Below are 16,167 nucleotides of genomic sequence, written 5' to 3'. Positions count from 1 at the left end.
CGGGCGCGCGGGAGTGGACGCGGCGGTGTCCACAGGACCATTATGTGCGTATGAGCGCACGCATGCACCTATCACCTGCACATGATGCGCACCCGCACACACCTGACGAGGACCAGTTCGCGCTCGCGGCGGAACTCCTCGCCCTCCTGGGTGACCGGACCCGCCTCGCCCTGCTCCATGCCCTGACCGGCGGGGAAGCGGACGTCACGACACTGACGGAAGCGTGCGGCGCCGCCCGTCCCGCGGTCAGCCAGCACCTGGCCCGGCTCCGTCTCGCCGGGCTCGTGAACACCCGCAAAGAAGGCCGCCGAGTGATCTACTCACTCGGCGACGGCCATCTGCGCCGGGTCGTCGACGAGGCGTTGAGCCTCGCCGACCACCGCATCAACGACCGGCCGACTCACGACTGAGCACTACGACCGGGTCGGCGCCGGCGTCAGAAGACGTGAGCCGTGTCGTCCTCGCCCTCCTCCAGCAGGTTCGCCGCCGCGCCCACGACGCTCGGGTCGGGGCTGCCGACGACCTCCTCGTCCTTGTCGGTGTAGTCGAAGCGGGCGAGGACGCTGCGCATGGCCTCCACGCGGGCCCGCTTCTTGTCGTTGCTCTTCACCACGGTCCAGGGCGCCTGTTCGGTGTCCGTCTCGCGGAACATGGCGACCTTGGCGGCGGTGTAGTCGTCCCAGCGGTCCAGCGAGGCCAGGTCCATCGGGCTGAGCTTCCACTGCCGTACGGGATCCACCTGGCGGATCGTGAAACGGGTGCGCTGCTCGCCCTGCGAGACCGAGAACCAGAACTTGATCAGGTCCACGCCGTCGTCGACCAGCATCCGCTCGAAGGCGGGCGCCTGCCGCATGAAGCGCCGGTACTCGTCGTCCGTGGCGAAGCCCATGACCCGCTCGACTCCGGCACGGTTGTACCAGGACCGGTCGAACATCACGATCTCGCCCGCGGTCGGCAGATGCTCGACGTACCGCTGGAAGTACCACTGGCCGCGCTCGCGCTCGGTCGGCTTCTCAAGGGCCACCACCCGCGCACCACGCGGGTTGAGGTGCTCGGTGAACCGCTTGATCGTGCCGCCCTTGCCGGCGGCGTCCCGTCCCTCGAAGACGATGACGAGCCGTCGCCCGGACTCCTTGATCCAGCTCTGCAGCTTCAGCAGTTCTATCTGCTGGAGCCGCTTGTGCCAGTCGTACTCCTTGCGCTCCATACGCTGCGGGTACGGGTAGTTCTCCCGCCAGGTGTCGACCGGGCTGCCGTCAGGGCGGATCAGTACGGGGTCGTCGTGGTCGCTGTAGTCGACCCGCATCCCCGCCATCAGTGGCGTCATGTCAGCCTTCCCTTCTCCCGGTGCGTCAGTGGAACTGCGGCACGATCAAGTAGATCCCGTACGCCACCACGGCCGCGCAGGCCAGGAAGCAGAGCCCGGCCTGGGCGAACCCCAGGGTTTCGGTGTTGCTGCCCTCGCGCGCGGACTCGACCCGGGCGAGGCCCAGCACGCCGAGGGCGAAGACGACGACCACTCCGACGGTAACTCCCGTGCTCACCGCGGCAACCTCGCCGAGTGCGCTCCAGTCGACATTCATGTCCAGAAATCTCCGTGGTTAGGCGGCCGCGCCGACATCGGCCGGCGTCGCGCTGCGGATGGTGACCTCATGGGCGTCGTTGACGTTGTTCGCACTCACCGGGTTGCGGCGCGAGGCGATCACGATGGCGGCCGCGACGGCCAGGGCGACGAGGGCGATCACCACGGTGCCGAGGGTCCCGCCGTGCGTCACCACGCTCGCCGAGACCCCGCCGACCAGCGCCGCGGCGGGCAGGGTGACCAGCCAGGCGATCACCATGCGGCCCGCGGTGCCCCAGCGGACCTCGGCCAGGCGCCTGCCCAGACCGGCGCCGAGGATTCCGCCCGAGCAGACCTGCGTGGTGGAGAGCGCAAAACCCATGTGGGCCGAGGTGAGGATCACGGTCGTGGAGGCCGCCTCGGCCGCGAAGCCCTGCGGCGACTGGATGTCGGTGAGCCCCTTGCCCATGGTGCGGATGATCCGCCAGCCGCCCAGGTAGGTGCCGAGTCCGATGGCCAGCCCGGCCGATGCGATCACCCACACCGGGGGACCGGCGTCGTGGCCCAGCGCGCCCGCCGAGATCAGCGTCAGCGTGATCACGCCCATCGTCTTCTGGGCGTCGTTGGTGCCGTGCGCCAGTGAGACGAGCGAGGCGGAGGCGATCTGGCCGAGCCGGAACCCCTTGGTCACCGACTTCTCGCGGGCGCGGGTGGTGATCCGGTAGGCGAGGTAGGTGGCCAGCAGCGCGGCGATGCCCGCCACCAGGGGCGAGGCCACGGCCGGGATCAGGATCTTCTGGACCACCATGTCGAAGTGCACGCCGTGCTCACCCGCACCGACCCACACCGCCCCGATCAGTCCGCCGAACAGAGCGTGCGAGGAACTGGAGGGAAGCCCGACGAGCCAGGTCATCAGATTCCACAGAATCGCTCCGACCAGTCCCGCGAAGATCATGCCCGGTGTGACCAGCGTGTCGTCGACGATGCCGCCGGAGATCGTCTTGGCGACCTCGGTGGAGAGGAAGGCTCCGACGACGTTCAGGACTCCGCTGATCAGGACCGCTGTTCTCGGTTTGAGCGCGCCTGTGGCGATGGACGTGGCCATCGCGTTCGCGGTGTCGTGGAACCCGTTGGTGAAGTCGAATGCCAGCGCCGTGACGATGACGACCGCCACGAGGAACGTGATGTGGTCCATTGCTCGATGGAAGCAATCGCAGCTGTACACATGGCTAACCGGAGGCAAAGCCTACGTATGGCGGTGTAAAGGTGAGCGTGTGTTTGCGGGCGTATCGGACCAGGTCGCGCCGTCGCGGGCCGATCGCTTGCCGTGATCGTCGACGGGTCGTCAGGATGGCGGCATGCCTGCCTTCACCGCTCCCGACGGGACCGAACTCGCCTATCACGTCATGGGCGTGGGTGAGCCGTTGCTCTGCATCCCCGGTGGCCCGATGCGCGCCTCCGCCTACCTCGGTGATCTCGGCGGACTGTCGGGACACCGCCGGCTGTTCGTGCTCGACCTGCGGGGCACCGGCGCCTCCGGCATCCCGGCCGACCCGGCGACGTACCGCTGCGAACGCCAGGTGACCGACGTCGAGGCCCTCCGAGCGCACCTCGGGCTGGAACGCGTCGATCTTCTCGCGCACTCGGCGGGCGGCGACCTCGCCCTTCTCTACGCGGCCCGATATCCGCGGCGCGTCCGTACCCTCACGCTCGTCACCGGCCGTGCGCGCGCCCTGGGCGTCGACTTCACCGAGGAGCACCGCCGGGAGGCGGCCGCACTGCGCGAGGCCGAGCCCTGGTTCGCGGATGCGAACGATTCCTATGAACGGATCTGGGCCGGATCCGGGACCGACGCCGACTGGGACGCGATCGCCCCGTTCTTCTACGGCCGTTGGGACAGGGCAGCCCAGGAGCATGCGGCGACCGAGGTCGAACAGTCCAATGACGAGGCCGCGGAGCTGTACGCGTCTCCTGACGCCTTCGATCCGGCCGCGGCCCGCGCCGTTGTCGCCGCCTGGGACGCGCGGGTCCTGCTCCTCGCGGGCGAACTGGACAGCGGCCCGCTTCCCCGCGTCGCGGCCGCGATCGCCGAGTTGTTCCGTGCGGCCGAGACGGTCGTGCTGCCGGGCGCCGGTCACTTTCCGTGGCTCGACGACCCCCGCCGCTTCGCGGAGACCGTCACCGCGTTCCTCGACCAGGCGCTCTGACCCTCAGGGACCAGGGGCACTGACCTTCAGGCCAGCCGCAGGTCGATCCATTGGACCGTCTCGCCCGGCAGCGAGTACCGCTCGATTTCGACGAACCCGTGATTTTCGGCGAACCGCAGTCCGTCCCCGTTGGACGCCAGGACGCACGTCTCGATCAACTCGGCACCCAGCTCGCGTGCTTGACCGAGGCCGCGTGTGTAGAGCTCCTCGCCGAAGCCCTGCCCGCGGTGCTGGGCGAGCACACGGGCGATCACCGTGGCGGTGGCGGTGTCGTCCACGGGCGGGCGCACCGTCGTGCAGCCCACCAGGACATCACCGAGGTAGGCGACTTCCAGGCGGTAGCGCCGGGCTCGCTCCCGCGCGTCGTCGAGCGACATGGCGGCGGGCGGGACGATCACATTGTGGACGTACTGCCAGTCCTTGAGACGGGCCTCGTCGTCCGGCTGTTCGATACGAAGGGTGGACACCGGAGCAGGAGACCTGGGAGCGACGACCGGTGTCAACTGGTTTCGCCGCTCACGGCAGTTGAGGGTGGGAGCAGTCAATGAGGGTCCGCGCTTCCCGTGAGCCGGGACGGTCAGCCGAGCCTCGGTATCTCGATCGCGGGGCAGCGGTCCATGACCATGTCGAGTCCGGCGGCGCGGGTGCGCTCGTACGCGGCTTCGTCGATGACGTCGAGCTGGTACCAGACGGCCTTGGCGCCGATGGCGGCGGCTTCGTCGGCGACGGCACCGGCGAGGTCGCTGTTGACGAATACGTCGACTACGTCGACCTGGAACGGGATCGCTTCCAGGGAGGGGTATCCCTTCTCACCGTGGACCGTCTCGGCCTTCGGGTGGACGGGCACGATGCGCTTGCCGAAGCGCTGCAGGACATCGGCGACGCCGTACGCCGCGCGCCGCTGGTTCGTGGACAGGCCCACGATCGCCCAGGTGTCGCCGAGCTCGGTGAGGATCTTGCGGATCGTTGCTGAGTCGCCGTACACGCTTGGCCTCCGTGGGATTCATGCAAGGGCTGCTGTGCCCGACAACAGCGGCCGGAGCGCGGTGATTCCTCGGTCGCCGTCGATCACGAACCGACGCCGCGCCCGCACAGCGCCGTGCGTCTTTCCATGCGGGCACTCAATCTTCAGTGCGACGGTTCACTCGCGCTCAGGACGCGGTACATGCCGATCGAGTCGTGCGTGGCGGTGTCGGCGAAGCCGAACTTCTCGTAGAGGAAGCGTGCGGGGCCGTCCGCGATCAGTGAGACGTAGGCGGTGGCGGGTGCCCGGCGCTCCAGTTCGGCGGTGAGCGCGGCCATGATGCGCTTGCCGAGACCACGGCCCTGGTGTGCGGGGTGGACACACATGTCCACGATCTGGAACGCGGTACCACCATCACCGATGACGCGTCCCATGCCGATGGGCTCTCCCTCGTGGTGGAGGATCACCCCGTGCCAGGTGTTGGGCAGGGCGAGCGCAACCGCTTCGGGGTCCTTGTCCGAGAGGGCGGCGTCGGTGCGCAGGCGGCGGAAGACCTCGACGGAGGGCACGCCCACGCTCAACTCGTACGGGTCGTTCACGCTGTCCACTTCCGATCGTGCGATGTGTGCGGTGGCGGCCTGCCACTGCAGGGTGCATGGGCGGGCCCTTCGGCCAAGCCTGCTCCGCGGTTGTGGAAATGCCGGTGCGGTCCATCCCTGCCGACCTTCGGGACCCTCGGTTCGTGCCTATGCGCGCTTGGCGGGGATCAGCCACAGGACGATGACTGCGGAGGCCGCGGCGATGCCCGTGGCGACGAGGAACGCGTCGTCGAAGCCGGAGCCCGCCTGGGTGCCGGTGCGGGCGGCGATGCTCGTGGCGGCGGCGCTGGAGACGGCCGCGGCGCCGGCCGAGGCGCCGAACTCGTGGAAGGTGCTGACGATTCCGGACGTCACCCCGGCCTCATGGGGAGCGACGGAGGCGAGTGCGGTGGCGGAGGCGACGACGAACAGAGCGCCCAGTCCCGCGGCGGCGACGCTCACGCCGGTGACCATCGCGGTGGTTCCGGACCAGAGCACCGGCAGAAGGAAGCCGACGGCTGCGACGGCCAGGGAGAGCACAGCCAGCAGCCGTGCTCCCAGCCGGCCGATCACACGGCCGGCGGCCGCCGCGGCGGCCATGGTCAGCAATGCCACCGGCAGGAACAGCACGCCGGTCATCAGGGCACCATGGCCCTGGCGGTTCTGGAGGTAGAAGGAGCCGAGGAAGAAGGCACCCACCATCAGCGCCGTGGTGACAGCGATCACGAAGGTGCCCGCCACCACCGGGCGACGGCCGAGCAGACGCAGGTCCATCAGCGGTGACGCTGACCGGCGTTGCCAGATGGTGAAGGCCCCGTAGCCGGCTGCCGCGGCGGCGACCAGGGCAACGGTGACGATGTCGAGCCAGCCGTCGTCACCGGCACGGATCAGGGCGTAGATGAGGGCGCCGGTCGCGGCGGCGACCAGGGCGGCGCCGGGTATGTCGAGGGAGCCGGTCGCCGCGCGGGGCAGGCCGGGCAGGATCCGGGCGAGCAGGACGAGGACTGTCAGGCCGACGGGGACGTTGACGAAGAAGACCCAGGACCAGCCCGGACCCGCGGTGATCAGCCCACCCAGCAGCACGCCGAGGGCGGCGCCCCCGCCGCCGAGCGCCGACCAGATGCCCAGTGCGCGGTTGCGCTCGTCGCCGTCGAACAGCCGCACCACCACGGAGAGTGCGGCAGGCGAGAGCATCGCGGCGCCCACCCCTTGGGCTATTCGTGCGGCGAGCAGCAGCGGGGCGCCGGTGGCGAGTCCCGCGGCCAGGGACGCCGCGGTGAACACGGCGAGCCCGGCCAGGACGACCCGCTTCGGGCCGAACAGGTCCGCGGCCCGGCCGCCGAGCAGCATCAGACTCCCGAAGGTGAGGGCGTATCCGCTGACCACCCAGGTCAGTGCCGCGCGGTCCAGGTCCAGTTCGGCACCCATGTCAGGGAGTGCGATCGCGACCACGGTGACGTCGAGGATCAGCATCAGCTGGGCCAGCCCCAGCAGGCCCAGAGCCGTCCAGCGCAGTGGATGCGGTGCACCCGGTGCGTGTGTGGTGGTTTCCGTGTCGCTCATGACCTTCACCCCTCGTCGCTAAGCCGTACAACGGTGTTCAGGTTATACGTCCTGGGGGTATAAGCCAAACAGGGTTGTACGACTTACTGGGGTACTGTGGGCGCATGGGCAGCAAGAACTCCACGGCCACCAAGCGTGCCGACGCTCTGCGCAGCATCGAGGCGATCGTTCAGGCCGCGGCCGAATGCCTCGGACAGAACCCGGAGGCGAGCCTGAGCGAGATCGCGCGGGCCGCGGGGGTGGGCAGGGTGACGCTGTACGCGCACTTCGCCTCCCGGGCGGAGGTCGTCGACGCGGCGATGAGCCGTGCCATCGACCGGGGCAACGAGGCGCTGGGCGCGGTCGACCTGACCGGTGACCCGCTGCTCGCCCTGGCTCGGTACATCGATGCCGGCTGGCACCTCGTGGACCAGGCGCGGGCGCTGCTCGTCGCCGCTCAACGGGAACTCTCCGCCGGACGCATCCGCGAGCTGCACGCCGGCCCCGCCGCCCGGGTCGAGGCGCTGGTCGCCCGAGGCCGCGCCGAGGGCGTCTTCCGGACGGACCTGCCGATCGCGTGGATGATCAATGTCCTGCACGCGGTCATGCACAGCGCGGCGGACGAGATCCGCGCAGGCCGTCTCACTTCCGAGCATGCCGCCGACCACATCACGGCCACGGTGCTCGCCGCCTTCACACCGCCGGGGAAGCCGGTTCCCGAGACCGGCGGGGGAGCGTAGCCCCAACGCCCCAACGCCCCAACGCCCTTCGCCGAGAGTCGACCGCCAGGGCAGGCCCGGTGGTGCCTATGAGGTGGACCCGGACTCCTGCTCGTTCTCGAAGCGGTCGGTGGTCCGCTCGGTGTGTCGGCGGCGGGCGAGAGCGCGCCGGCCGAGGGCCACGGCGATCAGACCCAACGGAATGGCCCCGATGGCTCCCACCATCCCGTTGCCTGTGCCGGGGCCACCACTGGAGGTGGCCAGATGCAGCCCCGCGAGCGCCGTGCCGACCACACCCACCGCCATGGCCGACATGGCGGCGGTACGCGCGTTGCCGACGCTGATGCGGCCGGCGACGCGGGTCAGGGCCAGCCAGCCGATGGCCACTCCGATCAGTCCCACTCCGAGGGCCAGATTGGCCCCGGTCCGCCCGTCGCCGATGACTCCGCCCTCGGCAGCCACCTTCAGGACATCTGTTGCGCTCACGCCACTCTCCTCCTTCGTGCGTGCCGAGTTCCCTGGTTTCGCTGTCCCTTGAGCGTGCCTGTCGACGGCACGGCCGGTCGTCCGGCGGGCGCGGTCTCTTCGGACTGCCGTCGACACGGCAGTCGACTACCGCGCACGTGGCAGGCGGCGGGCAGGTACCGCGGGCGCGGTAGTCGACCGCTCGTCCGCGGGCCGGACTCGCCCGCACCGGCGTCCGGCTAGGGTGCGCGCATGGACACAGGGCGTTTTCGTGTCCCGGCCGGTGTCATGGACTGGGTGATCGCCGTCGGCGTGGCGGCACTGCTGCTGGGGACCGGGTTGTCCGAGCGGCAACCGGCCGGGGAGCGCGAACTGTTCGGCGCCGTACTGCTGGCGGCGGGCGGTCTGGCGCTGATCGCGCGTCGTAGGGCTCCGATTGCCGTGCTGGCTGTCACCGGCCTGTGCGCGGCGGGGTACGAGGCGGCCGGTTTTGAGATGCTCGCCGTCCCGTACCTGGTTGCGGTGTACGGCGCCGTGCGGGCCGGACACCGCGCCCTGACGGTGGCGGCATCCGTGTCTCTCCTCGTCGTCCTCCCTCTCACTGCGCTGGTCTTCCGCGACGGGCCGGCGCGCGAGGCGTTCGCGCAGGCCCGGAACGTCCTGGAAATCGCCTGGCTGATCGCCGCCTTTGCCGCCGGGGAGGCGCTGCGGCAGGCCGAGCGGCGGGCGGACGAAGCCGAGCGCACCCGGGAAGAGACCGCTCGGCGCCGCGCCGACGAGGAGCGGCTGCACATCGCGCGGGAGCTGCACGATTCCCTCACCCACCAGATTTCGATCATCAAGGTGCAGTCCGAGGTCGCCGTCCACGTGGCCCGCAGGCGCGGCGAGCAGGTGCCCGAGGCGCTGCTGGCGATCCAGACGGCCGGACGGGAGGCGACCCGGGAACTGCGCGCGACGCTGGAGGCCCTGCGCGACGACGACACGAGCCCACCGCAGAGCATCGAGCACGTACCGGAACTGGTGGAGCGCGTCCGTTCGATGGGCCTGGACGCGACGCTGACGATCGAAGGACAACGGCACGACGTGCCGGCCGCGGTGGGCCGGACCGCCTACCGCATCGTCCAGGAGGCGCTGACCAACACCGCCCGGCACGCCTGTGCCACCACCGCGACCGTCCGGATCGAATACCGGGACGACGCGCTGTCCGTCCAGGTGGAAGACGACGGCAAGGCCACCCCCGACGACGCCCCGGCCCCCGGCCTCGGGCTGCTCGGCATGCGCGAACGCGTCACCGCCCTCGGGGGCCGGCTGCGCGCGCAGCCGCGCACCGAGCACGGTTTCACCGTCCAGGCCGAACTCCCCGTGGAACGAGCATCATGATCCGTGTCCTGCTGGTCGACGACCAGCCGCTCATCCGCAGCGGCTTCCGCGCGCTGCTCGACCTCGAAGACGACATCGAGGTGGTGGCCGAAGCCGCCGATGGTGATGAGGGCTTGGTACTCCTCAAGGAGCACCTGCCCGATGTCGCGCTCATCGACATCCAGATGCCGGTCATGGACGGCATCGAGGCGACCCGGCGCATCGCCGCGGACCCGGCCCTGGCCGGCGTGCACGTCGTCATGCTGACCAACTACGGCATGGACGAGTACGTCTTCGAAGCGCTGCGCGCCGGCGCCGCCGGGTTCCTGGTCAAGGACATCGTGCCGGAGGACCTGCTGCACGCCGTACGAGTAGCCGCCCGCGGCGACGCTCTGCTCGCTCCGTCCATCACCCGCAAGCTGATCCACCGGTACGTCGCCCAGCCGCTCCCCGCCACCAGTGCCGCACTGGAGGAGCTGACCGGCCGCGAACGTGAAGCGGTCGCCCTGGCCGCGCGGGGCCTGTCCAACGACCAGATCGCCGACCACATGGTGATCAGCCCGATGACCGCGAAGACCCACATCAACCGGGCCATGACCAAACTCCGCACCCGCGACCGGGCCCAACTCGTGGTCCTCGCCTACGAATCCGGGCTGGTCGCCCCGCGCAACCCCTGAAGGCAGGGCATCAGCCCAGGCCGCCCTGCGATTCCCGCCGGGCCCCGTGATAGCTTGCCGAGGCCAGTCGAACCCATGTACGTGGGTCAGGGAATCCGGTGCGAATCCGGAGCTGACGCGCAGCGGTGAGGGTGACGGGCGGGGCATCGGCCACTGGACCGCGGAAGGTCCGGGAAGGCGCCTCGTCCGGGTGATCCCGAGTCCGAAGACCTGCTGGCGGCCTCCGCGGTCGTACGACGGCGGGGGAGCACCGTACGACCGGGCTCCGCGCCAAGAGCCTGTGTCATACCGTTCCTAGAGACTGAGTGGGAGCGAGTCCTGTTGCCAGGTCTCGTGCTCAGCCGCGTGTCCCGAACGGTGTTGGGCACGCTGGTCGCCCGCGTTCGCTCCGTGTCCGGGCGGCACGCATCGTGTGCGTGGTCCGGGAATGCGGGGGCGGGGTCCCTCACGCCCGAGGATGCCCGGTGGGGCCTGGGCGGTCCGATGCCCACGACGATCACTCCGGTCGTCGCGGGGCGGTGCCGTCCGTCGCCGGATCGGGTGTCCCTGGGCGCGCCTGCCGATCGCGATGCTTGCAGCGTCGTGTCGGCTGGTCCTGCGGGTGGTGCTGGTGGTGGGGTGCTGCCAGTGCTGGGCACCCCACTTGGATGTGTAGGCGGGATCGACTGCGATGACCGCGATGCCGGTGGCGTCGGCCATGGAGGTGAGGCGGGCGCGGAGTCTGCCGGTGGGCATGCCGGAGATCAGCTGCCGGAACCGGCGCTTGCGGCCGTGTTTCTCGCGGGTCTTCTCGGTGGTGAAGTCGAGGTCCTCGATGGCGATGGCCTTCACGCCGCAGGTCTTCGCCCAGTTCAGCAGGTGGGTCAGGGCGTGGCGGACCTGGGCGTCGCGGTGGTCGGCGGTGCCGGTCAGGTCGTAGAAGAAGCGGCGCGGGCTGCCGATGGGGTTGCCGTGCCGGTCGAGGCGCCAGGCGGCGAGGTGGTCGGCGTTGGTGTCCACCCCGATCACCCCGTGCGCGAGCGCCGCATCCAGCGGAATCTGCGGAGCGGGCGCGTACTGCCAGGAAGCGGTCAGGTACCAGCGGGCGCGGGTGGCGTCGTAGTGGATGCGGTAGGCGACGGCCCGGTTGGCCTCGATCCGGTCGGCCCACTCCGGGCCGCGGTGCGGGAAGGTGACACGAGCAGCGAGGACGTACCGGCCGTGGGGTGCGTTGGCCAGCCCAGACAGCGGGGCGGGGAGCTTGATGTTGATCTCGCCGTCGGGGGTGACCCGGATGGTCTCGTTCCCGTACCGCTTGCCGGATTCGCCGTCCGCGGCGATGAACCAGCGCTCGGCCTCCCATCGCTCCCGCCACCGCGCCTCGGTGAGGTCGGCCTCGGCGAGATGATGCCGGGTATTCGCCAGCCGCTTCCCGCCCCGGACCGCCCGCACGCGTCCGGCTTGCCAGTCCTCCACCGCCGCCGCGTGCCGTGCCTCCAGCGCGGCCAGACGGCGCGACTTGGCATGCCACTCGCGTGCGGACCGGTAGCCGCCCGGCGCCCGTTTCGAGCCGCGTTCCCCGATGGGCAGCGACAGACGGTGCCGGATCGCCTTGATCCCGGCCTCCAGACCGTGGATGTGCGCCGCGAGGCACCGCCGCGACAACGCCCACTGGTCATGGGACGCCTTGGTGACCGCCCCGGCCCAGCGGGACGACGACAACGGCGTGAGTTCCCTCTTCCGCTCCGCCCACGTGTCCGCGGAATGCTCCAGCCCGTCCGCGCAGCGCGCCTTGAGATCCCGCGAGGCGAGCATGCCCAGGTGTGCGCCGATCAGCCGCAACACCTTCTCGTCCTCGGCCGTGAGGTGCTTGAGCCGGTCGCGCACCGCCACCCCCGACGGCCCGGCGGCGACAAACGGCGCGACCGGCACCCGCAGACCCGAAACCGACCGCTCCTCGTTCCCGCGAACCCCACTCACCCCCGCCATCTGATCCGCTTGTCGCACAGATCAACGAGCCACGCAGGGGGAGGTCACACGTTCCCGCTTCGAACATTCAGGCAGGCCGTCTGCCGCAACCCGGCAGAGGGGCACGCGCACTCATACACGTTTCTATGCAGTAACGCGTAGAAAAACAACAGCAGTTGAATACCCCTCGCCGGCCTGCACCGCCGCGACATCGCCCGCCCGGGTCGCCGTGGTCGAACAACAGACGGACACCCAGGTCGAGTTGACCGTCCTGGATGTCGTACGACTCGGCCGCACACCGCACCGGCGCGCGTGGACGCCCGCCTCGGCGGACGACGAGGCCGCCGTGCGCGCGGCCCTGGAGCGCACGGGACTCGCCGACCGCGCGCACCAGTCCTGGCACACCCTGTCGGGCGGCGAACGCCAGCGGGTGCAGATCGCCCGCGCACTCGCCCAGGAACCGCGCGAACTCCTCCTCGACGAGCCGACCAACCACCTCGACATCCAGCACCAGCTCGACCTGCTGACCCTCGTCACCGGCCTCCCGGTCACCACCGTGGTCGCCCTGCACGACCTCAACCTCGCCGCGATGTACTGCGACCGGCTCGTCGTCCTGCGCGAGGGCCGCGTCGTGGCCTGCGGCGACCCGCGTGAGGTACTCACCGAGCGGCTGATCGCGGATGTGTACGGGGTGCGGGCCGCGGTTGCGCGCTCCGGTCCCGAAGAGCGGCCCTACGTGCGGTACTTGGGGACTGTCGGGTGACCACATGCCCCTCCGGGGGGGTGCGGCCGAGCCCGGCGCTGACCGGAACGGGTCCCACCTCCCTGCGTGCGAGGCCGTGCACGCCTAGGCTCACGCTGTGCTGCGAATCACCGATGTCCGAACAGGCGAGCCCACCGATGCCGTCCGCGCCCGACGGGCCCTGGCCCGCGTTCAGGTGCACGTGCGGGGGGCCGACACGTCCGCGCTGCGGGTGCTGCTGGTCGCCGACGTGCTGGCCCGGGCCCTGGAGATCGGCGGGACCCCCGCCGTCACCGCGGCCGACCCACCCGAGGAACTCCGGTTGCGCGCGGACGCGCTCGGTATCCGCCGCGCCGAAGCGGGTCCGGCGGGCGCGGGTCCGGCCCTGCACGTGGTCATCGAGGGCGACACCGCGCCGGGCGACACGGCTCCGGACGGCATCCGGATCGAGGTCGCCCCGGTCACCGGCACGGCCGATCCGGCCCTCCTGCGCCTGATCCTGCTCGCGACCCCGCGCCGGGAGCCCGTCGACCTCGCCACCGCCGACCTCGAAGGCGCCCGGGAGACACTCGCGCGCTGGCGGAAGGCCGTCGCCACCTGGGCGACCCGCCCGTCCAAGCCCGTCCCCGAAGCCGTCAGGCAGGAACTGCGGGCCGCGTGGGACGACGACCTCGACGTGCCCGCCGTACTGGAGGTGCTGCGGCGCGTGGAGAGCGACGACGACATCCCGGACGGCGCCCGCTTCGAGACGTACGCCTACGCGGACCGTCTCCTCGGGCTCGAACTCACCCGCGACATCGGGTCGGTGCGGTGATCACGCGCGCGGGAGCCGGCCCGCTGCGCAGACTCGTCGTCCTGCGGCACGCCAAGTCCGCCTGGCCCGTGGGCGTGGCCGACCACGAGCGCCCCCTCGCACCGCGCGGCCGCCGCGACGCCCCGGCCGCCGGACGCGCCCTCGCCGAAGCGGACTGCCTGCCGGACCTCGCACTGTGCTCCACCGCCGTACGGGCCCGGCAGACCTGGGAGTTGGCCGCCGCCCAGTGGGGCACTCCACCGCCCGTACGAGTGGACGGGCGGCTGTACGGGGCCGACGTATCGGAGTTGCTGGAAGCCGTGCACGAAGTCCCGGATGAGGTGGGGACGTTGCTGCTCATCGGGCACAACCCGGGTCTGGAGGAGCTGGTCCTCGAACTGGCCGGGGACGGTCTCGGCGACGCGCTGGACGACGTAACGACGAAGTTCCCGACCTCGGCCGTGGCGATCCTCGCCTGGCACGGCACCACCTGGGAGGAACTCGCCCCCGGCACGGCGCTGTTGACGGACATGGTCGTGCCGAGGGGCAAGAAGAAGGCCTGAGTCAGCCGACGTGAATCCGGGGCCTGCGCTCCGGATCCGGCTCGGCGCGGCGGAGCACCTCGCGGGTGACCGGGGCGACCTCGCCGTCGCCGAAGACGAGGAAGCGCACGAGGTGGCTCAGCGGGTTGCCCTCGGTCCAGTTGAAGTACGCGTTGGGAACCTCGCCGGTGCGCTCGCGCAGTTGCATCAGGACGGCCGCGATGGTGTTGGGGACGGTCGCGCCCTCGACGCGCAGCCTGCGTACGCCGTGCTTCTCCTCGCCGTGCACGGCCAGGTCGGCGGTGAAGTCCGAGGAGTCCGTCACGAAGACCTCCAGGAACAGCACCGGACGGCCGTCGGGGATGTGGGTGTGCTCGCGCTGGCTGTACTCCTTGGCGCGGTACTCCCGGGTGGTGTGCTCCTGCGGCTCGTTGGCGATCAGCTGGAGCGGTCCGCTCGCTGCGGCCTCGTCGATGAAACGGGCCGCCGCCTCGTCGAACGTGACGTCGGCGGCGCGGAGTTCGAAGGCGCGGCGCACCCGGGACGCGAACGAGGTGAGCAGGATCGCGAGGATGAAGATCCCCGCGATCTTGATGCCGTCGGGCCGCTCGATGACATTGGTGACCAGGGTGTACGCGAAGACCGCGGTGATCGCGCCGAAGCCGATCGTGGCGCCCCGGTGGCCCCGCTTGTGCACGGCGACCGTCGAGGCGAAGGACGCGGACAGCATCAGGACCAGTACACCGGTCGCGTACGCGCCGCTCTGGTCGTCGACGTTCGCGTTGAACCACAGGGTGATGAAGACCGCGGCCGCCATGAAGACCAGGACCAGCGGGCGCACGGCACGGGACCACTCCGGAGCCATGCCGTAGCGCGGCAGATAGCGCGGTACGAGATTGAGGAGCCCGGCGAGCGCGGAGGCGCCGGCGAACCAGAGGATCGCGATGGTCGAGATGTCGTAGACCGTGCCGAAGGCCTCACCCAGGTGCTCGTGCGCGAGATAGGCGAGCGCACGGCCGTTCGCCGAGCCGCCGCTCTCGAACTCGTCCTGGGGGATCAGGATCGTCGTCCCCAGGCTGGAAAGCAGCAGGAAGCCGCTCATGATCACGGCGGCCGTGGTGAGCAGCTTGCGGGTGTCGCGGATCCGGCCCGCCGGCTTCTCGTACGTGTCCGTCGCGTCACCCTTGACCTGCGGCATCACCGCCACGCCCGTCTCGAAGCCGGACATGCCGAGTGCCAGCTTCGGGAAGACGAGCAGTGCCACGCCGACCATCGCGAGCGGCGAGGAGTGCTCGGCCGTCATCATGTCCGTCCAGTCGCCGATCTTGACCGGGTTGCTCAGTACCTCCCAGGCGGAGGTGGCCAGAACGACGACATTGAGTGCGAGATACGCCGTCACGAGCACCACGGCGATGCCGATGGCCTCCTTGAAGCCCTTCAGGAAGACCGCACCCAGCGCGGCGACCAGGACGAGCGTGATCCAGACGTTCCCGCCGTGCATCCAGTGCGGAGCGAAAGGATTCTCCACGACGTGCGCGGACGCGTCCGCCGCCGACAGCGTGATCGTGATCATGAAGTCGGTCGCGGCGAACCCGAGCAGCACCAGGACGAAGATCTTCCCCGACCACCAGGGCAGCAGCCGCTCCAGCATCGCGATCGAACCCTCGCCGTGCGGACTCTCGTGAGCGACACGGCGGTACACCGGCAGCGCGCCCAGCAGGGTCAGCGCGATCAGCACGAGCGTGGCGAGCGGCGAGAGCAGTCCGGCCGCGAGGGCGGCGATACCCGGCTGGTAGCCGAGCGTGGAGAAGTAGTCGACGCCGGTGAGGCACATCACGCGCCACCATGTGTGGCCCTGGTGCTCGGCGTCCGGGGTGGCGTGCGGGCCCGGGTGCCGGGCCGACCGCTCGCTCAGGCCCTCCAGGAGCCACGCCCGCCAGCGGGGCGTGGCGGCGGAGGGCGTGGGATGGCCGGGCAAGTCCGCGTCCGCGCTCTCCACCTGAGTGCCGGTCATGCTGCGATCTCCCTGCGATCGGTCGGGCCACGGTCGGGCCGTTGGTGCGGCTGCCCG

General features: G+C 70.6%; 17 protein-coding genes, 1 pseudogene and 1 riboswitch. Of the genes and pseudogenes, 8 read left to right on the top strand and 10 right to left on the bottom strand.

All coding sequences use genetic code 11. The annotated features are described in order from the left end of the window. Positions 1-50: 50 nt before the first annotated feature. A complete protein-coding gene (locus OG219_RS08130; protein ID WP_266824376.1) occupies positions 51-410 on the top strand; it encodes a metalloregulator ArsR/SmtB family transcription factor in 360 nt (119 codons plus the stop codon). 26 nt (positions 411-436) lie between these two features. Here the strand turns inward: OG219_RS08130 and ppk2 are convergent, their stop codons facing one another. From ppk2 to OG219_RS08115, 3 genes are read right to left on the bottom strand one after another with little or no spacing between them, the layout of a single operon-like run. After that, positions 437-1,327 (bottom strand): polyphosphate kinase 2, encoded by an 891-nt coding sequence (gene ppk2, locus OG219_RS08125; protein WP_266824374.1) that lies wholly within the window; start codon positions 1,325-1,327, stop codon positions 437-439. 25 nt (positions 1,328-1,352) lie between these two features. Further along, positions 1,353-1,583, bottom strand: coding sequence for a hypothetical protein (locus OG219_RS08120; RefSeq protein ID WP_266824372.1), 231 nt, complete (start codon positions 1,581-1,583; stop codon positions 1,353-1,355). An 18-nt stretch (positions 1,584-1,601) separates the two neighbouring features. Continuing rightward, positions 1,602-2,756, bottom strand: a complete 1,155-nt coding sequence (locus tag OG219_RS08115; RefSeq protein ID WP_266824370.1) for an inorganic phosphate transporter — start codon at positions 2,754-2,756, stop codon at positions 1,602-1,604. Positions 2,757-2,919: 163 nt separating this feature from the next. Here OG219_RS08115 and OG219_RS08110 point away from each other — a divergent pair, with 163 nt between their 5' ends. Beyond that, positions 2,920-3,768 (top strand): alpha/beta fold hydrolase, encoded by an 849-nt coding sequence (locus OG219_RS08110; protein ID WP_266824368.1) that lies wholly within the window; start codon positions 2,920-2,922, stop codon positions 3,766-3,768. A gap of 26 nt (positions 3,769-3,794) precedes the next feature. On the opposite strand, the gene OG219_RS08105 is transcribed toward OG219_RS08110, so the two are convergent. The 4 genes from OG219_RS08105 to OG219_RS08090 form a co-directional block, all read right to left on the bottom strand. Further along, a complete protein-coding gene (locus OG219_RS08105) occupies positions 3,795-4,235 on the bottom strand; it encodes a GNAT family N-acetyltransferase (RefSeq protein ID WP_266824366.1) in 441 nt (146 codons plus the stop codon). A gap of 110 nt (positions 4,236-4,345) precedes the next feature. Continuing rightward, positions 4,346-4,753 carry a CoA-binding protein gene (locus OG219_RS08100; RefSeq protein ID WP_266824364.1) on the bottom strand — a complete coding sequence of 136 codons (408 nt, stop codon included), beginning with the start codon at positions 4,751-4,753 and terminating at the stop codon, positions 4,346-4,348. Between the two features lie 143 nt (positions 4,754-4,896). Then, a complete protein-coding gene (locus OG219_RS08095; RefSeq protein WP_266824362.1) occupies positions 4,897-5,340 on the bottom strand; it encodes a GNAT family N-acetyltransferase in 444 nt (147 codons plus the stop codon). 138 nt (positions 5,341-5,478) lie between these two features. Next, complete coding sequence (locus OG219_RS08090) at positions 5,479-6,873, bottom strand: MFS transporter (protein ID WP_266824360.1); 1,395 nt, start codon at positions 6,871-6,873, stop codon at positions 5,479-5,481. Positions 6,874-6,977: 104 nt separating this feature from the next. Between OG219_RS08090 and OG219_RS08085 the strand changes: the two genes are divergently transcribed. Then, positions 6,978-7,592, top strand: a complete 615-nt coding sequence (locus tag OG219_RS08085) for a TetR/AcrR family transcriptional regulator (RefSeq protein WP_266824358.1) — start codon at positions 6,978-6,980, stop codon at positions 7,590-7,592. A 66-nt stretch (positions 7,593-7,658) separates the two neighbouring features. Here the strand turns inward: OG219_RS08085 and OG219_RS08080 are convergent, their stop codons facing one another. After that, the gene (locus OG219_RS08080) at positions 7,659-8,057 is read right to left on the bottom strand and encodes a DUF6223 family protein (protein ID WP_266824356.1); all 399 of its coding nucleotides are present in this window, start codon (positions 8,055-8,057) and stop codon (positions 7,659-7,661) included. A 231-nt stretch (positions 8,058-8,288) separates the two neighbouring features. Between OG219_RS08080 and OG219_RS08075 the strand changes: the two genes are divergently transcribed. Then, positions 8,289-9,416, top strand: a complete 1,128-nt coding sequence (locus tag OG219_RS08075; RefSeq protein WP_266824354.1) for a sensor histidine kinase — start codon at positions 8,289-8,291, stop codon at positions 9,414-9,416. Continuing rightward, a complete protein-coding gene (locus OG219_RS08070; protein ID WP_266824352.1) occupies positions 9,413-10,072 on the top strand; it encodes a response regulator transcription factor in 660 nt (219 codons plus the stop codon). The genes OG219_RS08075 and OG219_RS08070 overlap by 4 nt, the downstream gene beginning before the upstream one ends. Positions 10,073-10,119: 47 nt before the next feature. After that, positions 10,120-10,305: riboswitch (cobalamin riboswitch) on the top strand. A gap of 61 nt (positions 10,306-10,366) precedes the next feature. Here the strand turns inward: OG219_RS08070 and OG219_RS08065 are convergent. After that, positions 10,367-12,031 carry an IS200/IS605 family accessory protein TnpB-related protein gene (locus OG219_RS08065; protein ID WP_266824350.1) on the bottom strand — a complete coding sequence of 555 codons (1,665 nt, stop codon included), beginning with the start codon at positions 12,029-12,031 and terminating at the stop codon, positions 10,367-10,369. Between the two features lie 208 nt (positions 12,032-12,239). Between OG219_RS08065 and OG219_RS08060 the strand changes: the two are divergent. The 3 genes and pseudogenes from OG219_RS08060 to OG219_RS08050 form a co-directional block, all read left to right on the top strand. After that, positions 12,240-12,782, top strand: a pseudogene (locus OG219_RS08060) (ABC transporter ATP-binding protein); the annotation flags it as partial. Between the two features lie 97 nt (positions 12,783-12,879). Then, positions 12,880-13,575: a hypothetical protein gene (locus tag OG219_RS08055; protein ID WP_266824348.1), complete on the top strand. Its 696-nt coding sequence runs from the start codon at positions 12,880-12,882 to the stop codon at positions 13,573-13,575. Further along, entirely contained in the window at positions 13,572-14,117 is a 546-nt protein-coding gene (locus tag OG219_RS08050) for a histidine phosphatase family protein (RefSeq protein ID WP_266824346.1), read from the top strand. The genes OG219_RS08055 and OG219_RS08050 overlap by 4 nt, the downstream gene beginning before the upstream one ends. A gap of 1 nt (position 14,118) precedes the next feature. Here the strand turns inward: OG219_RS08050 and OG219_RS08045 are convergent, their stop codons facing one another. Next, the gene (locus OG219_RS08045; RefSeq protein WP_266824344.1) at positions 14,119-16,110 is read right to left on the bottom strand and encodes an amino acid transporter; all 1,992 of its coding nucleotides are present in this window, start codon (positions 16,108-16,110) and stop codon (positions 14,119-14,121) included. Between the last annotated feature and the right edge of the window lie 57 nt (positions 16,111-16,167).

The organism is Streptomyces sp. NBC_00038, assembly GCF_026343635.1.
Classification (GTDB): Bacteria; Actinomycetota; Actinomycetes; order Streptomycetales; family Streptomycetaceae; genus Streptomyces.
The sequence above is the reverse complement of the archived record's forward strand: the minus strand, read 5'-3'. Positions and strand labels throughout refer to the sequence as shown.

Excerpts from the sequence above, each read along its gene's own strand:
- OG219_RS08130 (WP_266824376.1), top strand. The coding sequence starts at position 51 with ATGAGCGCACGCATGCACCTATCACCTGCACATGATGCGCACCCGCAC.
- ppk2 (WP_266824374.1), bottom strand. The coding sequence starts at position 1,327 with ATGACGCCACTGATGGCGGGGATGCGGGTCGACTACAGCGACCACGAC.
- OG219_RS08120 (WP_266824372.1), bottom strand. The coding sequence starts at position 1,583 with ATGAATGTCGACTGGAGCGCACTCGGCGAGGTTGCCGCGGTGAGCACG.
- OG219_RS08115 (WP_266824370.1), bottom strand. The coding sequence starts at position 2,756 with ATGGACCACATCACGTTCCTCGTGGCGGTCGTCATCGTCACGGCGCTG.
- OG219_RS08110 (WP_266824368.1), top strand. The coding sequence starts at position 2,920 with ATGCCTGCCTTCACCGCTCCCGACGGGACCGAACTCGCCTATCACGTC.
- OG219_RS08090 (WP_266824360.1), bottom strand. The coding sequence starts at position 6,873 with ATGAGCGACACGGAAACCACCACACACGCACCGGGTGCACCGCATCCA.
- OG219_RS08085 (WP_266824358.1), top strand. The coding sequence starts at position 6,978 with ATGGGCAGCAAGAACTCCACGGCCACCAAGCGTGCCGACGCTCTGCGC.
- OG219_RS08075 (WP_266824354.1), top strand. The coding sequence starts at position 8,289 with ATGGACACAGGGCGTTTTCGTGTCCCGGCCGGTGTCATGGACTGGGTG.
- OG219_RS08070 (WP_266824352.1), top strand. The coding sequence starts at position 9,413 with ATGATCCGTGTCCTGCTGGTCGACGACCAGCCGCTCATCCGCAGCGGC.
- OG219_RS08045 (WP_266824344.1), bottom strand. The coding sequence starts at position 16,110 with ATGACCGGCACTCAGGTGGAGAGCGCGGACGCGGACTTGCCCGGCCAT.